At 63.9% G+C, this 17,088-nt stretch carries 17 protein-coding genes; 6 read left to right on the top strand and 11 right to left on the bottom strand.

Annotated features, from left to right (window positions below; genetic code table 11):
- Positions 1–124: 124 nt before the first annotated feature.
- On the top strand, positions 125–844 hold the full coding sequence (gene lexA / locus AC1TQG_RS18040; RefSeq protein WP_482139220.1) for a transcriptional repressor LexA: 720 nt from the start codon (positions 125–127) through the stop codon (positions 842–844).
- A 102-nt stretch (positions 845–946) separates the two neighbouring features.
- Here lexA and AC1TQG_RS18035 read toward each other — a convergent pair whose 3' ends face one another.
- The 5 genes from AC1TQG_RS18035 to AC1TQG_RS18015 form a co-directional block, all read right to left on the bottom strand.
- Complete coding sequence (locus AC1TQG_RS18035) at positions 947–2,089, bottom strand: acyl-CoA dehydrogenase family protein (protein WP_482139219.1); 1,143 nt, start codon at positions 2,087–2,089, stop codon at positions 947–949.
- Positions 2,090–2,181: 92 nt separating this feature from the next.
- A complete protein-coding gene (gene hflX, locus AC1TQG_RS18030) occupies positions 2,182–3,558 on the bottom strand; it encodes a GTPase HflX (RefSeq protein ID WP_482139890.1) in 1,377 nt (458 codons plus the stop codon).
- A gap of 258 nt (positions 3,559–3,816) precedes the next feature.
- Positions 3,817–4,707, bottom strand: coding sequence for a diaminopimelate epimerase (gene dapF / locus AC1TQG_RS18025; RefSeq protein ID WP_482139217.1), 891 nt, complete (start codon positions 4,705–4,707; stop codon positions 3,817–3,819).
- A gap of 37 nt (positions 4,708–4,744) precedes the next feature.
- Complete coding sequence (miaA, locus tag AC1TQG_RS18020; protein WP_482139216.1) at positions 4,745–5,689, bottom strand: tRNA (adenosine(37)-N6)-dimethylallyltransferase MiaA; 945 nt, start codon at positions 5,687–5,689, stop codon at positions 4,745–4,747.
- Positions 5,641–6,387: a class III extradiol ring-cleavage dioxygenase family protein gene (locus AC1TQG_RS18015; protein WP_482139214.1), complete on the bottom strand. Its 747-nt coding sequence runs from the start codon at positions 6,385–6,387 to the stop codon at positions 5,641–5,643. The genes miaA and AC1TQG_RS18015 overlap by 49 nt, the downstream gene beginning before the upstream one ends.
- Positions 6,388–6,582: 195 nt before the next feature.
- Between AC1TQG_RS18015 and AC1TQG_RS18010 the strand changes: the two genes are divergently transcribed.
- A complete protein-coding gene (locus AC1TQG_RS18010) occupies positions 6,583–7,956 on the top strand; it encodes a DUF349 domain-containing protein (RefSeq protein ID WP_482139212.1) in 1,374 nt (457 codons plus the stop codon).
- A gap of 74 nt (positions 7,957–8,030) precedes the next feature.
- Here AC1TQG_RS18010 and AC1TQG_RS18005 read toward each other — a convergent pair whose 3' ends face one another.
- On the bottom strand, positions 8,031–8,639 hold the full coding sequence (locus AC1TQG_RS18005; protein ID WP_482139210.1) for an Rv2732c family membrane protein: 609 nt from the start codon (positions 8,637–8,639) through the stop codon (positions 8,031–8,033).
- Positions 8,639–10,186 carry a tRNA (N6-isopentenyl adenosine(37)-C2)-methylthiotransferase MiaB gene (gene miaB, locus AC1TQG_RS18000; protein ID WP_482139208.1) on the bottom strand — a complete coding sequence of 516 codons (1,548 nt, stop codon included), beginning with the start codon at positions 10,184–10,186 and terminating at the stop codon, positions 8,639–8,641. Before miaB ends, AC1TQG_RS18005 begins: the two co-directional genes overlap by 1 nt.
- 227 nt (positions 10,187–10,413) lie before the next feature.
- On the opposite strand from miaB, the gene AC1TQG_RS17995 reads away from it, so the two are divergent.
- Genes AC1TQG_RS17995 through AC1TQG_RS17980 form a run of 4 tightly spaced genes read left to right on the top strand, consistent with a single transcriptional unit; the run spans position 10,414 to position 13,734 of the window.
- Entirely contained in the window at positions 10,414–11,142 is a 729-nt protein-coding gene (locus AC1TQG_RS17995) for an amino acid ABC transporter ATP-binding protein (RefSeq protein WP_482139888.1), read from the top strand.
- A 17-nt stretch (positions 11,143–11,159) separates the two neighbouring features.
- Complete coding sequence (locus AC1TQG_RS17990; RefSeq protein WP_482139886.1) at positions 11,160–12,185, top strand: glutamate ABC transporter substrate-binding protein; 1,026 nt, start codon at positions 11,160–11,162, stop codon at positions 12,183–12,185.
- Positions 12,182–12,865, top strand: coding sequence for an amino acid ABC transporter permease (locus AC1TQG_RS17985; protein ID WP_482139206.1), 684 nt, complete (start codon positions 12,182–12,184; stop codon positions 12,863–12,865). The genes AC1TQG_RS17990 and AC1TQG_RS17985 overlap by 4 nt, the downstream gene beginning before the upstream one ends.
- Complete coding sequence (locus AC1TQG_RS17980; RefSeq protein ID WP_482139204.1) at positions 12,862–13,734, top strand: amino acid ABC transporter permease; 873 nt, start codon at positions 12,862–12,864, stop codon at positions 13,732–13,734. Before AC1TQG_RS17985 ends, AC1TQG_RS17980 begins: the two co-directional genes overlap by 4 nt.
- Here AC1TQG_RS17980 and AC1TQG_RS17975 read toward each other — a convergent pair.
- The 4 genes from AC1TQG_RS17975 to AC1TQG_RS17960 all read right to left on the bottom strand — a co-directional run bounded on the left by AC1TQG_RS17975 (position 13,718) and on the right by AC1TQG_RS17960 (position 17,071).
- Positions 13,718–14,377, bottom strand: a complete 660-nt coding sequence (locus AC1TQG_RS17975; RefSeq protein ID WP_482139202.1) for a regulatory protein RecX — start codon at positions 14,375–14,377, stop codon at positions 13,718–13,720. The two genes, AC1TQG_RS17980 and AC1TQG_RS17975, sit on opposite strands and share 17 nt — an antisense overlap.
- 14 nt (positions 14,378–14,391) lie before the next feature.
- Positions 14,392–15,435 carry a recombinase RecA gene (recA, locus tag AC1TQG_RS17970; RefSeq protein WP_482139200.1) on the bottom strand — a complete coding sequence of 348 codons (1,044 nt, stop codon included), beginning with the start codon at positions 15,433–15,435 and terminating at the stop codon, positions 14,392–14,394.
- A 255-nt stretch (positions 15,436–15,690) separates the two neighbouring features.
- Positions 15,691–15,885 carry a DUF3046 domain-containing protein gene (locus AC1TQG_RS17965; RefSeq protein ID WP_482139198.1) on the bottom strand — a complete coding sequence of 65 codons (195 nt, stop codon included), beginning with the start codon at positions 15,883–15,885 and terminating at the stop codon, positions 15,691–15,693.
- Positions 15,886–15,895: 10 nt separating this feature from the next.
- On the bottom strand, positions 15,896–17,071 hold the full coding sequence (locus AC1TQG_RS17960) for a glycosyltransferase (protein WP_482139196.1): 1,176 nt from the start codon (positions 17,069–17,071) through the stop codon (positions 15,896–15,898).
- Positions 17,072–17,088 lie beyond the last annotated feature (17 nt).

Raw genomic sequence — 17,088 nt, 5'->3', positions numbered from 1 at the left:
ATTAGTACCACGGGCCTCCGACAAAGCGCCACGCCTGATCGAACAAATGTTTGAGACTTGTGACCATTTGCACTATCTTTGTCGACATGGACCCCGCCCGACACCGCATGAACTGGAGGACCTGATGGCCGATAGAACCCAGCCCCCGACACCGGCGGACGGGACCGCGACCACTGTTGTCGCCACCGAACCACTCGCCGAGGGCTCACTGACCCCCCGCCAGAAAGCGGTTCTCGAGGTCATCCGCACCTCGGTCCGCGAGCGCGGCTACCCTCCGAGCATCCGGGAGATCGGTGACGCTGTCGGCCTGACCTCGACATCGTCCGTCGCCCACCAGCTCCGCACGCTGGAACGCAAGGGTTTCCTGCAGCGCGAGAACAACCGGCCTCGCGCGGTGAACATCCAGGACACCGATCTGAATCCGGCCACAGCCGCCGGACAGGTTCAGGCACCGGACGAATCCCTGCCGACGCCGACGTTCGTCCCGGTCCTCGGCCGGATCGCGGCCGGCGGTCCGATCCTCGCCGAACAAGCTGTCGAAGACGTTTTCCCACTCCCCAAAGAGCTGGTGGGCGAAGGTTCGCTGTTCATGCTCAAGGTCGTCGGTGAATCGATGATCGACGCCGCGATCTGCGACGGCGACTGGGTGGTCGTACGCCAGCAGAATGTTGCCGACAACGGCGACATCGTGGCGGCGATGATCGACGGCGATGCCACGATCAAGACGTTCAAGCGCACCAAGGACGCCGTGTGGCTGATGCCGCACAACCCGGTGTTCGATCCCATCCCGGGTAACGATGCCGTCATCCTGGGCAAGGTCGTCACTGTGATGCGTCGACTCTGACCTCCGAGTCGGAGGCAGATCACTCTCATACAGATCAAAGGCGGGGTGTACCGGGATATCCCGGTACACCCCGCCTTTCGAGTTCAGGGGACCACTGGGTGATCAGACCCCGAGACTACGTCCGATCACTTCCTTCATGATCTCGGTCGTCCCGCCGTAGATGGTCTGCACACGAGAGTCGAGGAATGCCTTGGCGACCGAGTATTCACGCATGTAGCCGTATCCACCGTGCAGCTGCAGACACCGGTCGACCAGGTGCACCTGATTCTCGGTGGCGTAGTACTTGGCCATCGCGGCATCCGGGACGGTCAGCTTCTTCTCGTTCAGCAGACCGATGCAGTGGTCGACGAAGACGCGGGTCGTCGTGGTCGACGTCGCCAGTTCGGCCAGCAGGAACCGGGTGTTCTGAAAGTTCCCGATCGAGCGACCAAAGGCCTTGCGGTCCTTGGTGTACTGAACGGTGGTCTCCAGCACCTGCTCCATCGCCGCCGCGGCGACAACAGCGATCGACAGGCGTTCGCGAGGCAGGTTCTGCATGAGGTAGATGAAGCCGAGGCCTTCTTCACCGAGCAGGTTCTCGGCGGGCACACGGACGTTGTCGAAACTCAGTTCGGCGGTGTCCTGCGCCTTCATGCCGACCTTGTCGAGGTTGCGGCCGCGTTCGAAGCCCTCCATGCCACGCTCGATGACCAGCAGGCTGAAACCTTTCGCGCCGGCCTCGGGGTCGGTGCGCGCGACCACGATCACCAGGTCGGCGTTGATGCCGTTGGTGATGAAGGTCTTCGATCCGTTGAGCACCCAGTGGTCGCCGTCTTTCTTGGCGTTGGTCTTGATGCCCTGCAGGTCCGAACCGGTTCCGGGCTCGGTCATCGCAATGGCGGTGATGAGCTCGCCGGAGGTGAATCCCGGAAGCCAGCGCGCCTTCTGCTCCTCGGTGGTCAGTTCCAGCAGGTACGGCGCGATGACGTCGTTGTGCAGGGTGAAGCCCAAACCGCTGTACCCACCCCTGGCGGACTCTTCGGAGACGATGGCCTGGTAGCGGAAGTCGTCGACTCCGCCGCCGCCGAACTCTTCGGGAGCGTCCACGGCCAGGAAGCCGTTCTTACCCGCTTCGATCCACACATCACGATCGACGATGTTCTGCTCTTCCCAGCGGGCGTGATACGGCGCCACATGCTGTTCGAGGAAGCTTCTGTACGAATCGCGGTACAGAAGATGTTCAGGCTCGAAAATCGTACGTTCCATCAAGGTCTCCATAACGAGGTGTCAAAACGCGGACGTGCCAGTAACTGTAACCGGATTCTACATTCTGCCCAAGGGCCTGGAGGCCTGGATTTTTAGAACAGATCAGATGCGGCGAACTCGGCCAGCTGGCTGGCCAGCGCAGAAGGCACACTGGCGACGATCTCCGTGCCATCGGCTCCGTGCTCCTCCCGCGACACATCGCCTTCGGCGTGGATGCGTGAGACCAGGTCACCCCGGGAGTACGGCACCCGGACGGTGACATGGACGTCATGCCGCGACACCAACTCGCGGACCCGCTCGAGCAGTTCCGGGATACCTTCGCCCGTGGCCGCCGAGATGAAGACCGCGTCGGGGAACAGACTGCGAAGCTGTGTCAGGACCGTCGGATCGGCGACGTCGATCTTGTTCACCACGAGAAGCTCCGGTGGTGCGGTTGCCTTCTCGTCCTGGATCACCTGATCGACGACCTTGCGCACCGCGCTGATCTGCTCGGTGGGAATCGGGTCCGAACCATCGACGATGTGCAACAGCAGATCTGCGTCGATGACCTCTTCCAGGGTCGAACGGAACGCCTCGACCAGCTGGGTGGGCAGGTGCCGGACAAATCCGACGGTGTCGGTGACCACGATTTCTCGACCGTCGTCGAGGGACATCTTCCGGGTTGTCGGATCGAGGGTGGCGAACAGCGCATTCTGCACCAGCACACCTGATCCGGTCATCGCGTTGATCAGACTGGACTTGCCCGCGTTGGTGTAACCGACGATCGTGACCGATGCGACAGCGGACTCTTTCCGCTTGGTGCGCTTGGTGTTTCGCGACGTCTTCATCTCACGGATCTCGCGGCGCAACTTCGCCATCCGCTCGCGGATACGGCGGCGGTCCGTCTCGATCTTCGTCTCACCGGGACCACGCAGACCCACGCCACCGTTGCTGCCCGCCCGGCCACCGGCCTGACGGGACATCGATTCACCCCAACCGCGAAGACGCGGCAGCATGTATTCCATCTGGGCCAACGCGACCTGGGCCTTGCCCTCGCGCGACGTGGCGTGCTGGGCGAAGATGTCGAGGATAAGGGCGGTGCGGTCGATGACCTTGACCTTCACCACCTTCTCCAGCGCGGTGAGCTGTGCGGGCGTCAGTTCACCATCGCAGATGACGGTGTCGGCACCGGTGGCCTCGACGATGTCGCGAAGTTCATGGGATTTGCCCGATCCGATGTAGGTGGCCGGATCCGGCTTGTCCCGACGTTGGATGAGACCTTCGAGCACCTCGGACCCGGCGGTCTCGGCCAGGGCCTTGAGTTCGGCAAGACTCGATTCCGCCTGGGCGGTGGTGCTTCCCTGCAGCCAGACACCGACCAGAACGACCCGTTCGAGGCGAAGCTGCCGGTATTCGACCTCGGTGACGTCGGTGAGTTCGGTGGACAGACCTGCAACCCGTCGCAACGACGCACGATCGTCGAGTTGCATGTCGCCGATCGTCGGACCCTTGTGGAAGTTCGGCAGGTGAACCTCCGGGGCGCGTGGCGCTCGGGCTTTCGACTCCGGAAAGTCTGAGTCGGGGCCGTCTGCGTCGGGGCCGTCCGTGTCGGGGCCGTCCGAGTAGGGGGTATTCGGATCGGCTTCGTTCGCGTCGGCTTCGTTCGCGTCGGCTTTGTTCGAGTCGGGTTCGTGTTCAGTCATGAGATGAACATCGTGACATTCGGACAGGTCTGCTGCATAACGGATTTAACGCCACCCTGCGTTGAGCATTCCGGCACCGACCAAGACCGAGGGTCCACGGAGCTCGTTGTCGTTCTCACCGACAGTGACGGTCACCGCACCACCGGGAACGTTCACGACCACCGCACCGGTGCTCCGCCCGACCGACCGCAAAGCCGCATTTGCCGCCGCGACGGTGCCGGTGCCGCAGCTGCGGGTCTCTCCCACACCGCGCTCGTGCACCCGCATCGACACCTCACCGACCACCGCGTCGTCGGCCGACTCGGCCAGCGGTGTCATCAGCTCGATGTTGACGCCTTCGGGAAAGTCGTTGTGGTCGAAGGCAATCGGTGCGGTGAGGTCGATGTTCCTCAAACGCTCGAGAGTGAGGCCCTCGACAACGCAGGCCAGATGAGGATTGCCGACGTTGACCGACAAACCCGAATACGTCTGGTCTCCGATGGTGGCCTTGCTTTCGACGCCGGCGCGGGCCCGGCCCATCAGGACACTGACGTCGGCCGAGGATTCGGTCAGATGGTGAACGGTCACTTCGCGCCCACCTGCGCGCGAGCCGACCGTGAAGGTCCGCCCGGTCACCAGATCGTGTGCGGCGAGGTAGTGCGCAAAAACCCGCACCCCGTTGCCACACATCTCTGCAACCGATCCGTCACCGTTGCGGTAATCCATGAACCAGTCATCCTCGGCGACGCCGGGTGGGAGCACCTCGAGGACTCCGGCACCGAGCAGTGCGCCTGCAGTGGCCACTCGGAGCACACCATCAGCACCGATACCACGGTGGCGATCACAGAGTGCCGACACGAAATCGGGTGTCAGATCCAGTTGCACCCCGGCATCGGGCAACAGCACGAAGTCGTTCTCCGTGCCGTGCCCCTTCACAAAATCAACACGCCCGAACATTTCGTCAAGACTACCCGTCCTGGGGTCTGTCCGGTTCTCACCTGCCTGCGGCGCGTAACGCCTGACCGAGCAGATCGGGTGTCGCCGCATCGAGCCAGTGCACCCGCGGGTCGCGCCGGAACCACGACCGCTGCCTGCGCACGTAGCGGCGGGTGCCGATGAACGTCAGTTCCTGCGCCTGTGCGAGGTCGTATTCGCCGTCGAGGGCGGCGATCACCTGCGAATATCCGATCGCTCGCGCCGCGGTGACACCCTCGCGCAGGCCCTGCGACAACAGTGCCTGCACCTCGTCGACAAACCCCTGCGAAAACATCTGTTCGGTCCGCGACGCGATGCGGTCGTCGAGCTCTGCGGTATCGCGATCAAGCGCGATGATGGTTGTGTCCCAACGTGGTTCACCGATTGTCGGTGCCGAGGCGGCAAACGGTTGCCCGGTCAGCTCCACCACCTCCAGCGCGCGCACGATGCGCCTGCCGTCGGTGTCGAGGATGTTGCGGGCGGCTTCGGGATCGACCGTGCCCAGCTGATCGTGCAGCGCCAGCGAACCCAGCCGTTCCAGGTCGGCCTCGTAGCGCCCGCGGATCTCCGGATCGGTCGCCGGAAACTTCCAGTCGTCGAGCAATGCCTGGATGTACATCATCGACCCACCGACCACGACCGGTGTGCGACCCTGCGCCAGCAGCGCCTCGACGTCGGCCCGCGCCGCCTGCTGGTAGCGCGCGACGGTCGCGGTCTCGGTGACCTCGAGGACGTCGATCTGATGGTGAACGATGCCGCGGCGCTCGCCGGCCGGCACCTTTGCGGTGCCGATGTCCATCCCCTTGTACTGCTGCATCGCGTCGATGTTCACGATGTCGCCACCGAGTGCTTCGGCGATGTCGAGTGCCAGATCAGATTTGCCACTGGCCGTGGGACCGATCACGGCAATCGGGGTCACCATGCGGGGTCCCCAGGCGTCAGGTCCCCCGGTGTCAGATCCCATAGGGCAACGCTGTAGCCGACGCCGAACGGCGCTCCGGCATAACGCAATTCGGGTGTGACCGCAAAACCCTGCGTCGCTGCCGCGGCAACCTGCCACGGGCCCCGACCATCGACACCGAAGATCTCGCACTCCGGCTGACCGAGGGCGGCAAGTGCGGCGCGGTCCCCCGAACCGAGGGCGCTGTCGATGCCGTCCTGGAACGCCTCGGAGCCATCGGCGACGCCACCGGGAGCCTTGGGGCCGAGTGTATTGGCCCCGTCGGCCACCACCAGCAGTCCCACCGGGTACGGCCGCGTCGCCAGATAGCGGGCCAGCGTGTGCCCCTGCTGCGCGCAGGCCGCTGAACCACTCGAGCTGAACACCAATTCGGTGGTCATCCGGACCTCCGGATCGACCTCATTGCGAAGCCATCCGCCGATCAACAACGACAGATCCATCTCCGGGTCGGCCGGGCCGGTTGCCTCGGGGGCCAGATCCACCTGAACGTCCACCCCGAAGCCGATAAAGCTCCCTCGCGGCGCGATCGGCCTCGCCGGATCGCCCGCTCCGACGATCACCCAATCGCGACACCGAACGGCCAGATCTGCACATACCTGCAGCGTCGCGGCCCGAACAGGCACCAACTCCGGCACCTGCGACCCGGACAGTTCGGGCACCAGAGCGGGTGCGGAGGGCACAAAGGCGGTAGCGATCAACACTTGCGCAACGCTAGTCGACCGGCCGCAGGGCGCACTGCCGACGCCATCGCAACCGGGGATCCGCCGGTCATTTGTCGGCGACTGTCCCCACCCGTGCCGGTGACCTGCTTCAATGGGTGTGGGCGGTGGAGGTGAATCACCGTCGGCATCAGATGTGACTGGCAGCCGTGTCGCGCGGCAGGGATAAGGAATGACATGACCGACCACACGCCGCAGCCGGCAGCCACCGACAACCCCACCCCGTCTCCGGGCCCGAAACCGGGTCCCAAGCCGGGCCCCCGGCCCGGTCCGCGGCCCGGCCATCATCCGCCGGCCCATCCTCATCCCGCACCCGTCGAGCCCGGTAGGCAGGCTTCCGATCCGTCCGAGTTCGGACGGATCGACGATGACGGTGCGGTGTGGCTGAAGAACTCCGCCGGAGAGCACCAGATCGCCTCCTGGCAGGCCGGCACCGCCGCCGAGGGTCTCGCCCACTTCGGACGCCGCTTCGACGACCTGGTCGTCGAGGTCGAACTGCTCGAGGAGCGACTCGACGCCGGTACGGGCGATCCACGTAAGACCAAGGTCGGCGCCGCAGCACTGCTCGAATCGCTTCCGACCGCAGCGGTCATCGGTGATGTCGACGCCGTCGCGGTTCGCCTGCAGGCCATCATCGATTGGGCCGAAGGCGCTGCCGAAAAGGTCAAGCACGAACGGGACGAATCCCGAGCCAAGGCCGTCGCCCGCAAAAACGAACTGGCCGAAGAGGCCGAGTCCATCGGCGCCGAATCCACGCAGTGGAAGGTCGCAGGCGACCGGATGCGTCAGATTCTCGACGAGTGGAAGACCATCAAGGGTGTCGATCGCAAGACCGATGACCTGTTGTGGAAGCGCTACTCAAAGGCCCGCGACACCTTCAACAGGCGGCGCGGTGCCCACTTCGCCGAGATGGACCGCGAGCGCGCAGGCGCGCGGTCCCGCAAAGAGGAGCTGATCGCAGAGGCCGAGGGGCTCTCGTCCTCCACCGAGTGGACCGACACCGCGGCAAAGTTCCGCGATCTACTCACCCAGTGGAAAGCCGCAGGCCGCGCACCCCGCGATCAGGACGACGCACTGTGGGCCCGGTTCAAAGCCGCCCAGGACGTGTTCTTCAGCGCCCGCAACGCGGCATCGTCAGAACGCGATGCAGAGTTCGAGGAGAACGCCGCGGCAAAGATCGAACTCCTCGTCCGTGCCGAGAAAACGATCGATCCCGATGGTGATCTCGAGGCCGCTCGTCGTGACTTCCGCTCGATCCGGGATCAGTGGGACGAGATCGGTAAGGTTCCCCGCGACCAGATGCACTCCCTCGAAGCCCGGATCAAGGCCGTGGAGAAACGTATCCGCGATGCCGAGTCCGCACAGTGGGAGCGCACCGATCCGGCCGTGAAGGCCCGCGCCCAGCAGTTCGCCGACCGCGTTGCCCAGCTCGAAGATCAGGCAGCCAAGGCAGAGGCAAACGGCAAGGCCAAGGACGCCCGCAAGCTCCGCGAGCAGGCCGAGCAGTGGCGTGAATGGGCCAGCGCGGCCGAGGGTGCGATCAACGACTGACCTTCATACAGATACAAAAATGACCGGGCCGATGGCCCGGTCATTTTCGTATGATCAGTACTTCAACGCGTCGGTCAGTTGTCTTTCTTGGGATGCTTGGTGGCCGACTTGCGCTGCAGCGCAACAGCCTTGAGCTCCTGCGCGGCTGCATCGTCGCGCCGCTGCGCTTCCAGTGACAGCTGCACGGAGGTGCGTACCCACACGACGCGCGCCCAATGGAAGGTCAGGACGAACATCGCCAGCCAACCGACCACGAGTCCGGCGCCGATCCCGCTCGGCGGGTCGAAGCCCGACACGCCGGGGGTGTTGCGCGACCACCAGGCCAGCATGCCCGCGACACAGCCGACCGCGCAGCCGCACAAGGCGATCCACGCAAAGAACCAGCGCCGGGTGAGCAGGGCGAGCGTCGAGAAGCCGATACCGAAGATCAGCTGGAGCCAGACCGAGATACGTGAGGTGATGGTGACGTTTTCCGCCACGGCCTCGGAATTGAATGTCAGGACATCGATACCGCTGACCGAACCGGTATGTGGCAACACAATCGACAACATCACCACCAGCACCGCGCCCGCGACCACCAATGCGCGGGCACCGGGATCGATCTCCCCCGCGACCTTCCGCTCGGCTTTGCGCAGGTCGCCTTCGAACTGTTCGAAATCGTCGCTTCGGTTTTTGCTGGCCATCAGTTCTCACATCCCGAGCCGCAGCCGGATTCAACCGGCGCTTCCATTGGTTTTCCGATTGTCGGCAGTCCCAGGCCCACCCCGATCGGCGGGGTCTGGGGTGTGGTGCCGGCGGCATGCGCATCGCCCGCGCGGGTGCGGCGGTGATTCCGCACACCCGAGTCGGCAAGTAGGTAGTGCGGTGCCGCACCTGTCACGTCGGTGTCGATCAGATCGCCGGGACGGATCGCGGGGTCGCTGGTCTCGAAATGCACCAGTCGCCCATCCCGAGCGCGTCCGGTCATCCGACCGGAATCCTTGCGCCCATCGGCGGTCACCAAGACCTCGACCGGGCTTCCGATCAACTTCTGGTTCTCTTCCAGACAGATCCGGTCCTGCAGATCGGTCAGGCGCATATAGCGCTCCGAGACAACCTCTTTCGGAATCTGGTCAACCATGTCGGCTGCGGGAGTACCCGGCCGAGGTGAGTACTGGAACGTGAAGGCACTCGTGAACCGCGCCTTGGCCACCACGTCGAGAGTCGCCTGGAAATCCTCTTCGGTCTCTCCGGGGAACCCGACGATGATGTCGGTGGTGATCGCCGCGTGCGGCATCGCGTCCCGGACGCGCTCGATGATTCCGAGGAACTTGGTGCTCCGGTAGCTGCGCCGCATCGCCTTCAGGATTCGATCGGAACCCGACTGCAGTGGCATGTGCAACTGGGGACACACATTGGTGGTCTGCGTCATCGCCTCGATCACGTCGTCGGTGAACTCGGCCGGATGCGGAGAGGTGAAACGGACCCGCTCGAGCCCTTCGATCTCACCGCAGGCGCGCAACAACGCCGCGAACGCCCCACGGTCACGTCCGAGCTCGGGGTCGGCAAACGACATCCCGTACGCATTGACGTTCTGGCCGAGCAGCGTCACCTCGAGGACACCTTCGTTGACGAGTGCCTGCACCTCGGCCAGCACGTCCCCGGGGCGACGGTCGACCTCTTTGCCTCGCAACGCCGGAACGATACAGAACGTGCAGGTGTTGTTGCACCCCACCGAGATCGACACCCAGCCCGAATACGCAGACTCACGCTTGGCAGGCAGCGTCGACGGAAAGGCCTCGAGCGAATCGATGATCTCGACCTGCGCGACCTCGTTGTGGCGCGCCCGTTCCAGCAGGACGGGCAGCGAACCGAGGTTGTGCGTGCCGAAGACGACATCGACCCACGGCGCCTTCTGGACCACGGTGCTGCGATCCTTCTGCGCCAGACAACCACCGACAGCGATCTGCATTCCCGGGCGCTGGGCCTTCACCGGGGCCAGGTGCGAAAGATTGCCGTACAGCTTGTTGTCCGCGTTCTCGCGGACCGCGCATGTGTTGAAAACAACCAGATCGGGCTCGGCGTCGGCGTCGGCCCGGACGTAGCCGGCTTCCTCGAGTAACCCGGAGATCCGCTCGGAGTCATGGACGTTCATCTGACAGCCGTAGGTGCGGACCTCATAGGTACGGCCTTCGGCGATCTGGCCGACGGTACGGTCCGTGGCCTGCGGATCTGTCAACGAGATTGTCACCTGCCCCAGGGTACTTGCCATGTTCGACCTGGCGAAATGACGCCGGTCAGCTGCTTAGTCCACTGCTAGACATCAGCAACCACCCAGGACCGGCCCAGGTCTGTTGCCGGGGTTGCGCTGCCGAGTGCCAGGTCATACTAATAGGGTCGGTATTCATGACAGCATTTTCGGACGGTTCGGACGCCGAGAAGTCGGTCCCGACATCTCAGGCCGGCACCGCGAACACCATGATCAGCATGAAGAACGTGCAAAAGCACTTCGGCGATCTACATGTGCTCAAAGACGTCCAACTCGACGTGCCCGCCGGCCAGGTGGTCGTGGTCCTGGGCCCCTCGGGTTCAGGCAAGTCCACCCTGTGTCGCACGATCAACCGCCTCGAGCCGATCGACAGCGGCGAGATCTGGATCGACGGGAGCGTCCTACCGAGTGAAGGCAAGGCGCTGGCGGCGCTGCGTGCCGACGTCGGCATGGTGTTCCAGTCGTTCAACCTCTTCGCCCACAAGACAATCCTGCAGAACGTCACGCTCGCACCGATCAAGGTGCGCGGCAAGAGCAAGGCCGAGGCCGAGAAGCGCGGGCTCGAGCTCTTGGAGCGGGTGGGGATCGCCAGCCAGAAAGACAAGTACCCAGCCCAGCTCTCCGGTGGTCAGCAGCAGCGTGTGGCCATCGCCCGTTCGCTGGCGATGGCGCCGAAGGTGATGTTGTTCGACGAGCCCACCTCTGCGCTCGATCCCGAGATGGTCAACGAGGTGCTCGACGTGATGGTCTCGCTGGCCAAGGAGGGTATGACCATGGTCGTGGTCACCCACGAGATGGGCTTTGCCCGCAAAGCCGCCGACCGGGTGATCTTCATGGCCGATGGAGCCATCGTCGAGGACGACGATCCGGAGACGTTCTTCACTGCGCCCAAGTCCGACCGGGCCCGTGACTTCCTCGGCAAGATCCTGGGCCACTGATGAGTGAGACGAACAACATGCGCCTCACGAGAAGAGCACGACCAAAACGATTGACCACACTGATCGGTCTGGCGCTCGCCGCGGTGCTGGTCACGGCCGGGCTCGCCGCCTGTGGCAACACCAATCCACGCAACCTGCTCGAGTCGATCGAGAACGGGTCGGTGATCGCAGGCACGAAGTTCGATCAACCCGGACTCGGCCTGCGTCACCCCGACGAGTCGTTCACCGGATTCGATGTCTCGGTGTCGGAGTATGTGGTCAACAACATCGCCGAGACCAACGGCTGGGACAAGCCGAAGATCGAGTGGCGAGAAACACCGTCGGCACAACGCGAGACGCTCATCGCCAACGGTGAGGTCGACATGATCGCGGCCACCTACTCGATCAACGCGGCGCGTTCCAAGAAGGTCGCCTTTGCCGGTCCCTACCTGATCAACTACCAAGGTCTGCTGGTCCGCGAAGACGATGATGAGATCCAAACCCTCACCGACCTCAACAATGGCAAGAAACTGTGCTCGGTGACCGGCTCGACCTCGGCCCAGAACGTCAAGAACCAGTTGCCGAATGTCCAGCTGCAGGAGTTCGATTCGTACTCGTCCTGTGTCGAGGCCCTGCGCCGCGGCAAGGTCGACGCGCTGACCACCGACGAGGCGATCCTCGCCGGATTCTCGAACTTCTATCCCGGCGAATTCAAGCTGGTCGACATGACCTACCCCAAAGACGCCTGCGCGGGCAATCCCGAATCGCTGAAGAAGGCCGGGACCCCGTTCTCGACCGAGCGTTACGGCATCGGTCTGGCCAAGGAGTACCCGGAAGCAGTGGCGGCGGTCAACGAAGCGCTCGTCAACATGATGACGCCGCCTCCCGGCGGTGGACCGTCCGCATGGGAGCTCGCGCTACGCGAGGCCATCGGTGATTCGGAGGTCGACGCGATGATCGCCCGTACCGAGACAACCGACACCAAGTACACGTTCACCCCGACGCCGGGTGATCTGGCTTTCCTCGACTCCACACCGACGCCGTGCCCGGAAGGACTCTCATGAGCGAGCTGTGGTCCGATATCGGACCTGCACTGTGGCCTGCGTTCTGGGTGACCATTCAGCTGACGTTCTACTCCGCCATCGGCGCATTGATCTGGGGAACGATTCTCGCAGGCATGCGGGTGTCGCCGGTTCCGGTGATGCGCGTGTTCGGCACCTGGTACGTCAACATCGTGCGCAACACCCCGTTGACGTTGATCGTCATCTTCTGTTCGGTGGGGCTGTACCAGAACCTCGGTCTTGCGTTGGCACCTGAGAACGAGAACTTCGTCAAGAACAACAACTTCTGGTTGGCCGTTCTCGGGTTTGTGCTCTACACCTCGACGTTCGTCTGCGAAACTCTGCGGTCAGGTTTCAACACCGTGCCGATCGGCCAGGCCGAAGCCGCACGATCGCTGGGATTGCCGTTCTCCAAGGTGTTTTCCATCATCGTGTTGCCTCAGGCCCTGCGATCGGTGATCGGACCGATGGGCAGCGTCCTGATCGCCCTGACCAAGAACACAACCATCGCTTCGGCGATCGGTGTGGCCGAGGCCTCGTTGCTGATGAAAGAAGAGATCGAGAACCACGCCGATCAGGTGGTCTGGATCTTCGTCATCATCGCCGCCGGCTTCATGGTGATCACACTCACCGAAGGCTTTGTCTTCGGCTACCTGGCAAAGCGATTGGCGGTCAAGCGATGAGCGGCGCAACTGTTCTGTACGACGCACCCGGACCGAAGGCCCGCAGACGTAACCTGTTGATCGCGATCGCGTTCGGCGTGGTCCTGCTCGCGGTGTTCGTCTACGTGATGGTGGCACTCGGGGACAACGGGCAGCTCACTGCCGAGAAGTGGGATCCGTTCATCAAGGCCGACACCTGGACCACCTACCTGTTGCCGGGTCTGTGGGGAACGATCAAGGCGGCGGTGCTCTCCATCGTGTTCGCTCTGATCCTCGGAGCGCTCCTGGGCATCGGCCGGCTTTCCGAGCACCGGTGGATCCGGATGCTCAGCGGCGGCACTGTCGAGATCTTCCGCGCCATCCCGGTGCTGATCCTGATGATTTTCGCGTACTACCTGTTTGCCGAGTATGCGGTGTTCCCCGCCGAGCAGCTGGCGTTTGCCGCCGTGGTCACGGGCCTGACCCTGTACAACGGCTCCGTGATCGCGGAGATCCTGCGGTCCGGCATCAATTCGCTGCCCTCCGGACAATCCGAGGCCGCCCATTCATTGGGTCTGCGTAAATCGCAGACCATGCGAATGGTGTTGCTGCCGCAGTCGATCACCGCGATGCTCCCGGCGTTGATCTCGCAGATGGTCATCGCATTGAAGGACAGCGCTCTGGGATACGCGATCGGCTACATCGAAGTGGTGCGCTCCGGAATCCAGTCGGCATCGTTCTACGGCAATTACCTGCCGGCCCTGGTGGTTGTCGCGATTGTGATGATCATCCTCAACTTCGGATTGTCGAATCTGGCCACCGTGGTCGAGCGTCGTGTTCGAGAGGGCAAGCGCAAGGGATCTGTCGGCAAGGTGACCATCGAGGACGACGCGATCACCGCAGATCGCTGAGTTCGGCCCTCACCAGATCAAACGCAAGCGACGGCGCATAGCCGCGACGAGCAAGCATCGCCACCAGTCGGCGTGTGTGCTTGTCGCGGCTTTCGCGTTCTGACACGTCCTCTGCACAGAGTCGTGCTGTTTTGCGTCGGAGCAACTCCGCGGCCCGCTCACGCTCGGCTTCGTCGTCGACCTGACTGACTGCCTGCTCGATCACCGTGTCCACCACGCCTTTCTGGCGTAGCTCATGGCGCAGCGCGGTACGTCCCTTGCCGCTGTGCCGGTGGCGCGAACGTACCCATTGCTCCGCAAAGTCCACGTCGTCGAGCAGACCGGCACGTTCGAGCCGTTGCATCACCGAATCGATCTCGGCCGCCGGAAAGTCTTTGTCCTGCAGCCGCCCTCGCAGTTCGGAACGACTACGCGCCCGGACACCGAGTAACCGGAGCGCGGCGTCGTATGCCGACGCACCGGTGCTCGACGCAGACGATCTCGGCTCGGGTGCGGATGCCGACAGCGGCGGCGTCTCGAGGACGGGGCCCCGACTCTCTGGTACCGGGGCGTCGATGGATACAGGTCGGGAGAGGATCTCCGCGGTCGCCGATCGTAGATCGGCGATGTCAGCGCGGATATCCTCTCCCCCAGGTTCGTTCACCTGTTGCTGACCCTTTAGAACTCGACCGGTGCCGGCGCCACGGCGTCGTCCGCGGTCAGCACTGCACCGATTCCGAGCTTTTCTTTGATCTTCTTCTCGATCTCATCTGCGATCTCGGTGTTCTCCAGCAGGAACTTACGAGCGTTTTCCTTGCCCTGGCCGAGCTGTTCACCCTCGTAGGTGAACCACGAGCCGGCCTTACGGACGAATCCGTGCAGCACACCCATATCGATGAGCGAGCCTTCCTTGCTGATGCCGAGGCCGTACAAGATGTCGAACTCGGCCTGCTTGAACGGCGGTGCCACCTTGTTCTTGACCACCTTGACGCGGGTCCGGTTACCGACCGCGTCGGTTCCGTCCTTGAGGGTCTCGATCCGGCGGACGTCGAGTCGTATCGACGCATAGAACTTCAGCGCCTTACCACCGGTGGTGGTCTCCGGCGATCCGAACATGACACCGATCTTCTCGCGGAGCTGATTGATGAAGATCGCGGTGGTACCGGAATTGCTCACGGCACCGGTCATCTTGCGCAGCGCCTGGCTCATCAGACGGGCCTGCAGGCCAACGTGGCTGTCGCCCATCTCGCCTTCGATTTCCGCGCGCGGAACCAACGCTGCCACCGAGTCGATGACCAGGATGTCGAGGGCACCGGACCGGATCAGCATGTCTGCGATCTCGAGGGCCTGCTCACCGGTGTCGGGTTGCGAGACCAGCAGCGCGTCGGTGTCGACACCGAGCCGCTGTGCGTAGTCCGGGTCGAGCGCGTGCTCGGCGTCGATGAAGGCTGCGATACCGCCGGCTTTCTGCGCATTGGCAACCGCATGCAGGGCCACGGTGGTCTTACCCGAGGATTCCGGGCCGTAGATCTCGACGACCCGGCCACGCGGCAATCCGCCGATACCCAGAGCGACATCGAGTGCGATCGATCCTGTCGGGATGGTGGCGATCGGCTGGCGGGCGTTCTCGCCGAGTCGCATCACCGAGCCCTTGCCGTAATTCTTGTCGATCTGGGCCAAGGCCAGGTCGAGTGCCTTTTCGCGGTCTGGTTGGGCTGCCATTTTTTCCCCTAGTGGTCTGGCCGAGTTCTCGGCGGTGGTGCCGCCGGTCTGGCGGGAGCGATCTTTTTTTCGCGTATTCGGCATCTCTTTGCGCACTGACGTCACGCTAGATCAACCCTCTGACAATTCCTCGACTCGCAGTCCGGAGTCCCGACGTTTCCCAACGTTGCTTGCCCACCACTGTAGGCGAACATCTGTTCGAGTCAACTACCATCGCACGCGACACGCCGAAGGAGGGTCTGGCGTAGAAGCGCTCTACCAGCGATTGCGAGGGACATCGAAGTCCCGGCACAGGGCCACCCACACGTCACGGGGATCCACCCCGGATTCGAGAGCCTGCGCGGCCGTCTTGCCGCCGAACTCCATGAGCGCATGGTCGACAAGCATCGAATCGGCCGTGGCGGCGCCGAACTCGGTGGTCAGAAGTTCGGTGAATTCGGTGAGTCGCACGCCGTCAAGGCTAGCGAAACGGTTGTGGGCCCGCCGCACGGGCACACAACGCCACCGGATCTAGGACATCGGCATTGCTCTGAGCTGCCCGGCGGGCAGAGATGGCAAATGAATTGTTCTGCAATATTTTTCGAACCGCCGACGCCATCGCATCGACTGTCGGCGGTCGGACGACCTCCGCGCATCCCCATCGCCGGGCCCGCTGTGCGAGCTCCCACTGATCTCCGCCACCGGGAACCAGCACCTGCGGAACGCCGGCGAGCATTGATTTCGCGAGCATCCCGTGGCCCCCACCACAGATCACCAGCGTCGCCTCGGCGAGCAACTCGTCCTGCCTGCCGTGCCCGGCGACGGCCCAGACGGGCAGTTCATCGACCTGCGGCGCCAGTCCCGAGACGACGGCGCGGACCGGCATGCCGAGCACGTCCGGGTCCAGTGCCATCAATGCAACTTCGATCAAACCCACCGAACCCGTTGTTGCCGTGGACGGTGCGATGACGACCAGGGGCGCATCGCCCGCCGGACGGTCGAAGATCTTGTCGGTGGGTTCCCACAGCAAGGGGCCGATCAGCTCAGCGCCTTCGGGCCAATCCGGACGCGGAACCTCGAGAGCAGGCAGGGTGGCGATCATCCGGGCGGTGGGTTCGGGCGCCCGGGGGGGCAATCCCATCCCCGCGCGTGCGGCTTCTCGTTGCCGATCGCCCTGCCTGATCGAACGTGCGGTCGCCGCTCGCATCAATCCGTCCCGGATCCGCCCCGACAGACCGGTCCCCGGTTCCAGCCCGCTACCGATCGGTGGGAGGCCCACCGAGGCCCGGTAGAGCGGATGCGGGGAGAGTTCGATCCACGGGACTCGCAGCGACTCGGCCGCCCATCCCCCGCAGACGGTGATGACATCGCAGATGACGAGATCGGGGTCGAAGTCGGCAAGTTCAGGCACCAGTAACTGGCACATCCGCGCGGCGCGGGCACTGAGCTTGGCACCGGCGTCGCTGTCGTCATCGTCGGCCTCTGCGGCCAGCCCCGGCAGCTGCCGAACCTGCAACCCCCGTGCCGCGGCTGCCTGTGCCCAACCCGAACCCGTATAGACAACTGGTGAAAAACCGTTGCCCTGCAACAGGTTCGCGAGAGACAGCATGGGGAACGCATGACCGGCATCAGAACCGGCCACCAGCGCTACCCGCACCTACGACTCCTCGCCTA

The organism is Williamsia sp. Y844, from assembly GCF_056786475.1.
The sequence above is the reverse complement of the archived record's forward strand: the minus strand, read 5'-3'. Positions and strand labels throughout refer to the sequence as shown.

Coding starts and splice junctions, on each gene's coding strand:
- lexA (WP_482139220.1), top strand. CDS start 125: ATGGCCGATAGAACCCAGCCCCCGACACCGGCGGACGGGACCGCGACC.
- AC1TQG_RS18035 (WP_482139219.1), bottom strand. CDS start 2,089: ATGGAACGTACGATTTTCGAGCCTGAACATCTTCTGTACCGCGATTCG.
- hflX (WP_482139890.1), bottom strand. CDS start 3,558: ATGCAACTCGACGATCGTGCGTCGTTGCGACGGGTTGCAGGTCTGTCC.
- dapF (WP_482139217.1), bottom strand. CDS start 4,707: ATGTTCGGGCGTGTTGATTTTGTGAAGGGGCACGGCACGGAGAACGAC.
- miaA (WP_482139216.1), bottom strand. CDS start 5,689: ATGGGATCTGACACCGGGGGACCTGACGCCTGGGGACCCCGCATGGTG.
- AC1TQG_RS18010 (WP_482139212.1), top strand. CDS start 6,583: ATGACCGACCACACGCCGCAGCCGGCAGCCACCGACAACCCCACCCCG.
- AC1TQG_RS18005 (WP_482139210.1), bottom strand. CDS start 8,639: ATGGCCAGCAAAAACCGAAGCGACGATTTCGAACAGTTCGAAGGCGAC.
- AC1TQG_RS17995 (WP_482139888.1), top strand. CDS start 10,414: ATGATCAGCATGAAGAACGTGCAAAAGCACTTCGGCGATCTACATGTG.
- AC1TQG_RS17990 (WP_482139886.1), top strand. CDS start 11,160: ATGCGCCTCACGAGAAGAGCACGACCAAAACGATTGACCACACTGATC.
- AC1TQG_RS17985 (WP_482139206.1), top strand. CDS start 12,182: ATGAGCGAGCTGTGGTCCGATATCGGACCTGCACTGTGGCCTGCGTTC.
- AC1TQG_RS17980 (WP_482139204.1), top strand. CDS start 12,862: ATGAGCGGCGCAACTGTTCTGTACGACGCACCCGGACCGAAGGCCCGC.
- recA (WP_482139200.1), bottom strand. CDS start 15,435: ATGGCAGCCCAACCAGACCGCGAAAAGGCACTCGACCTGGCCTTGGCC.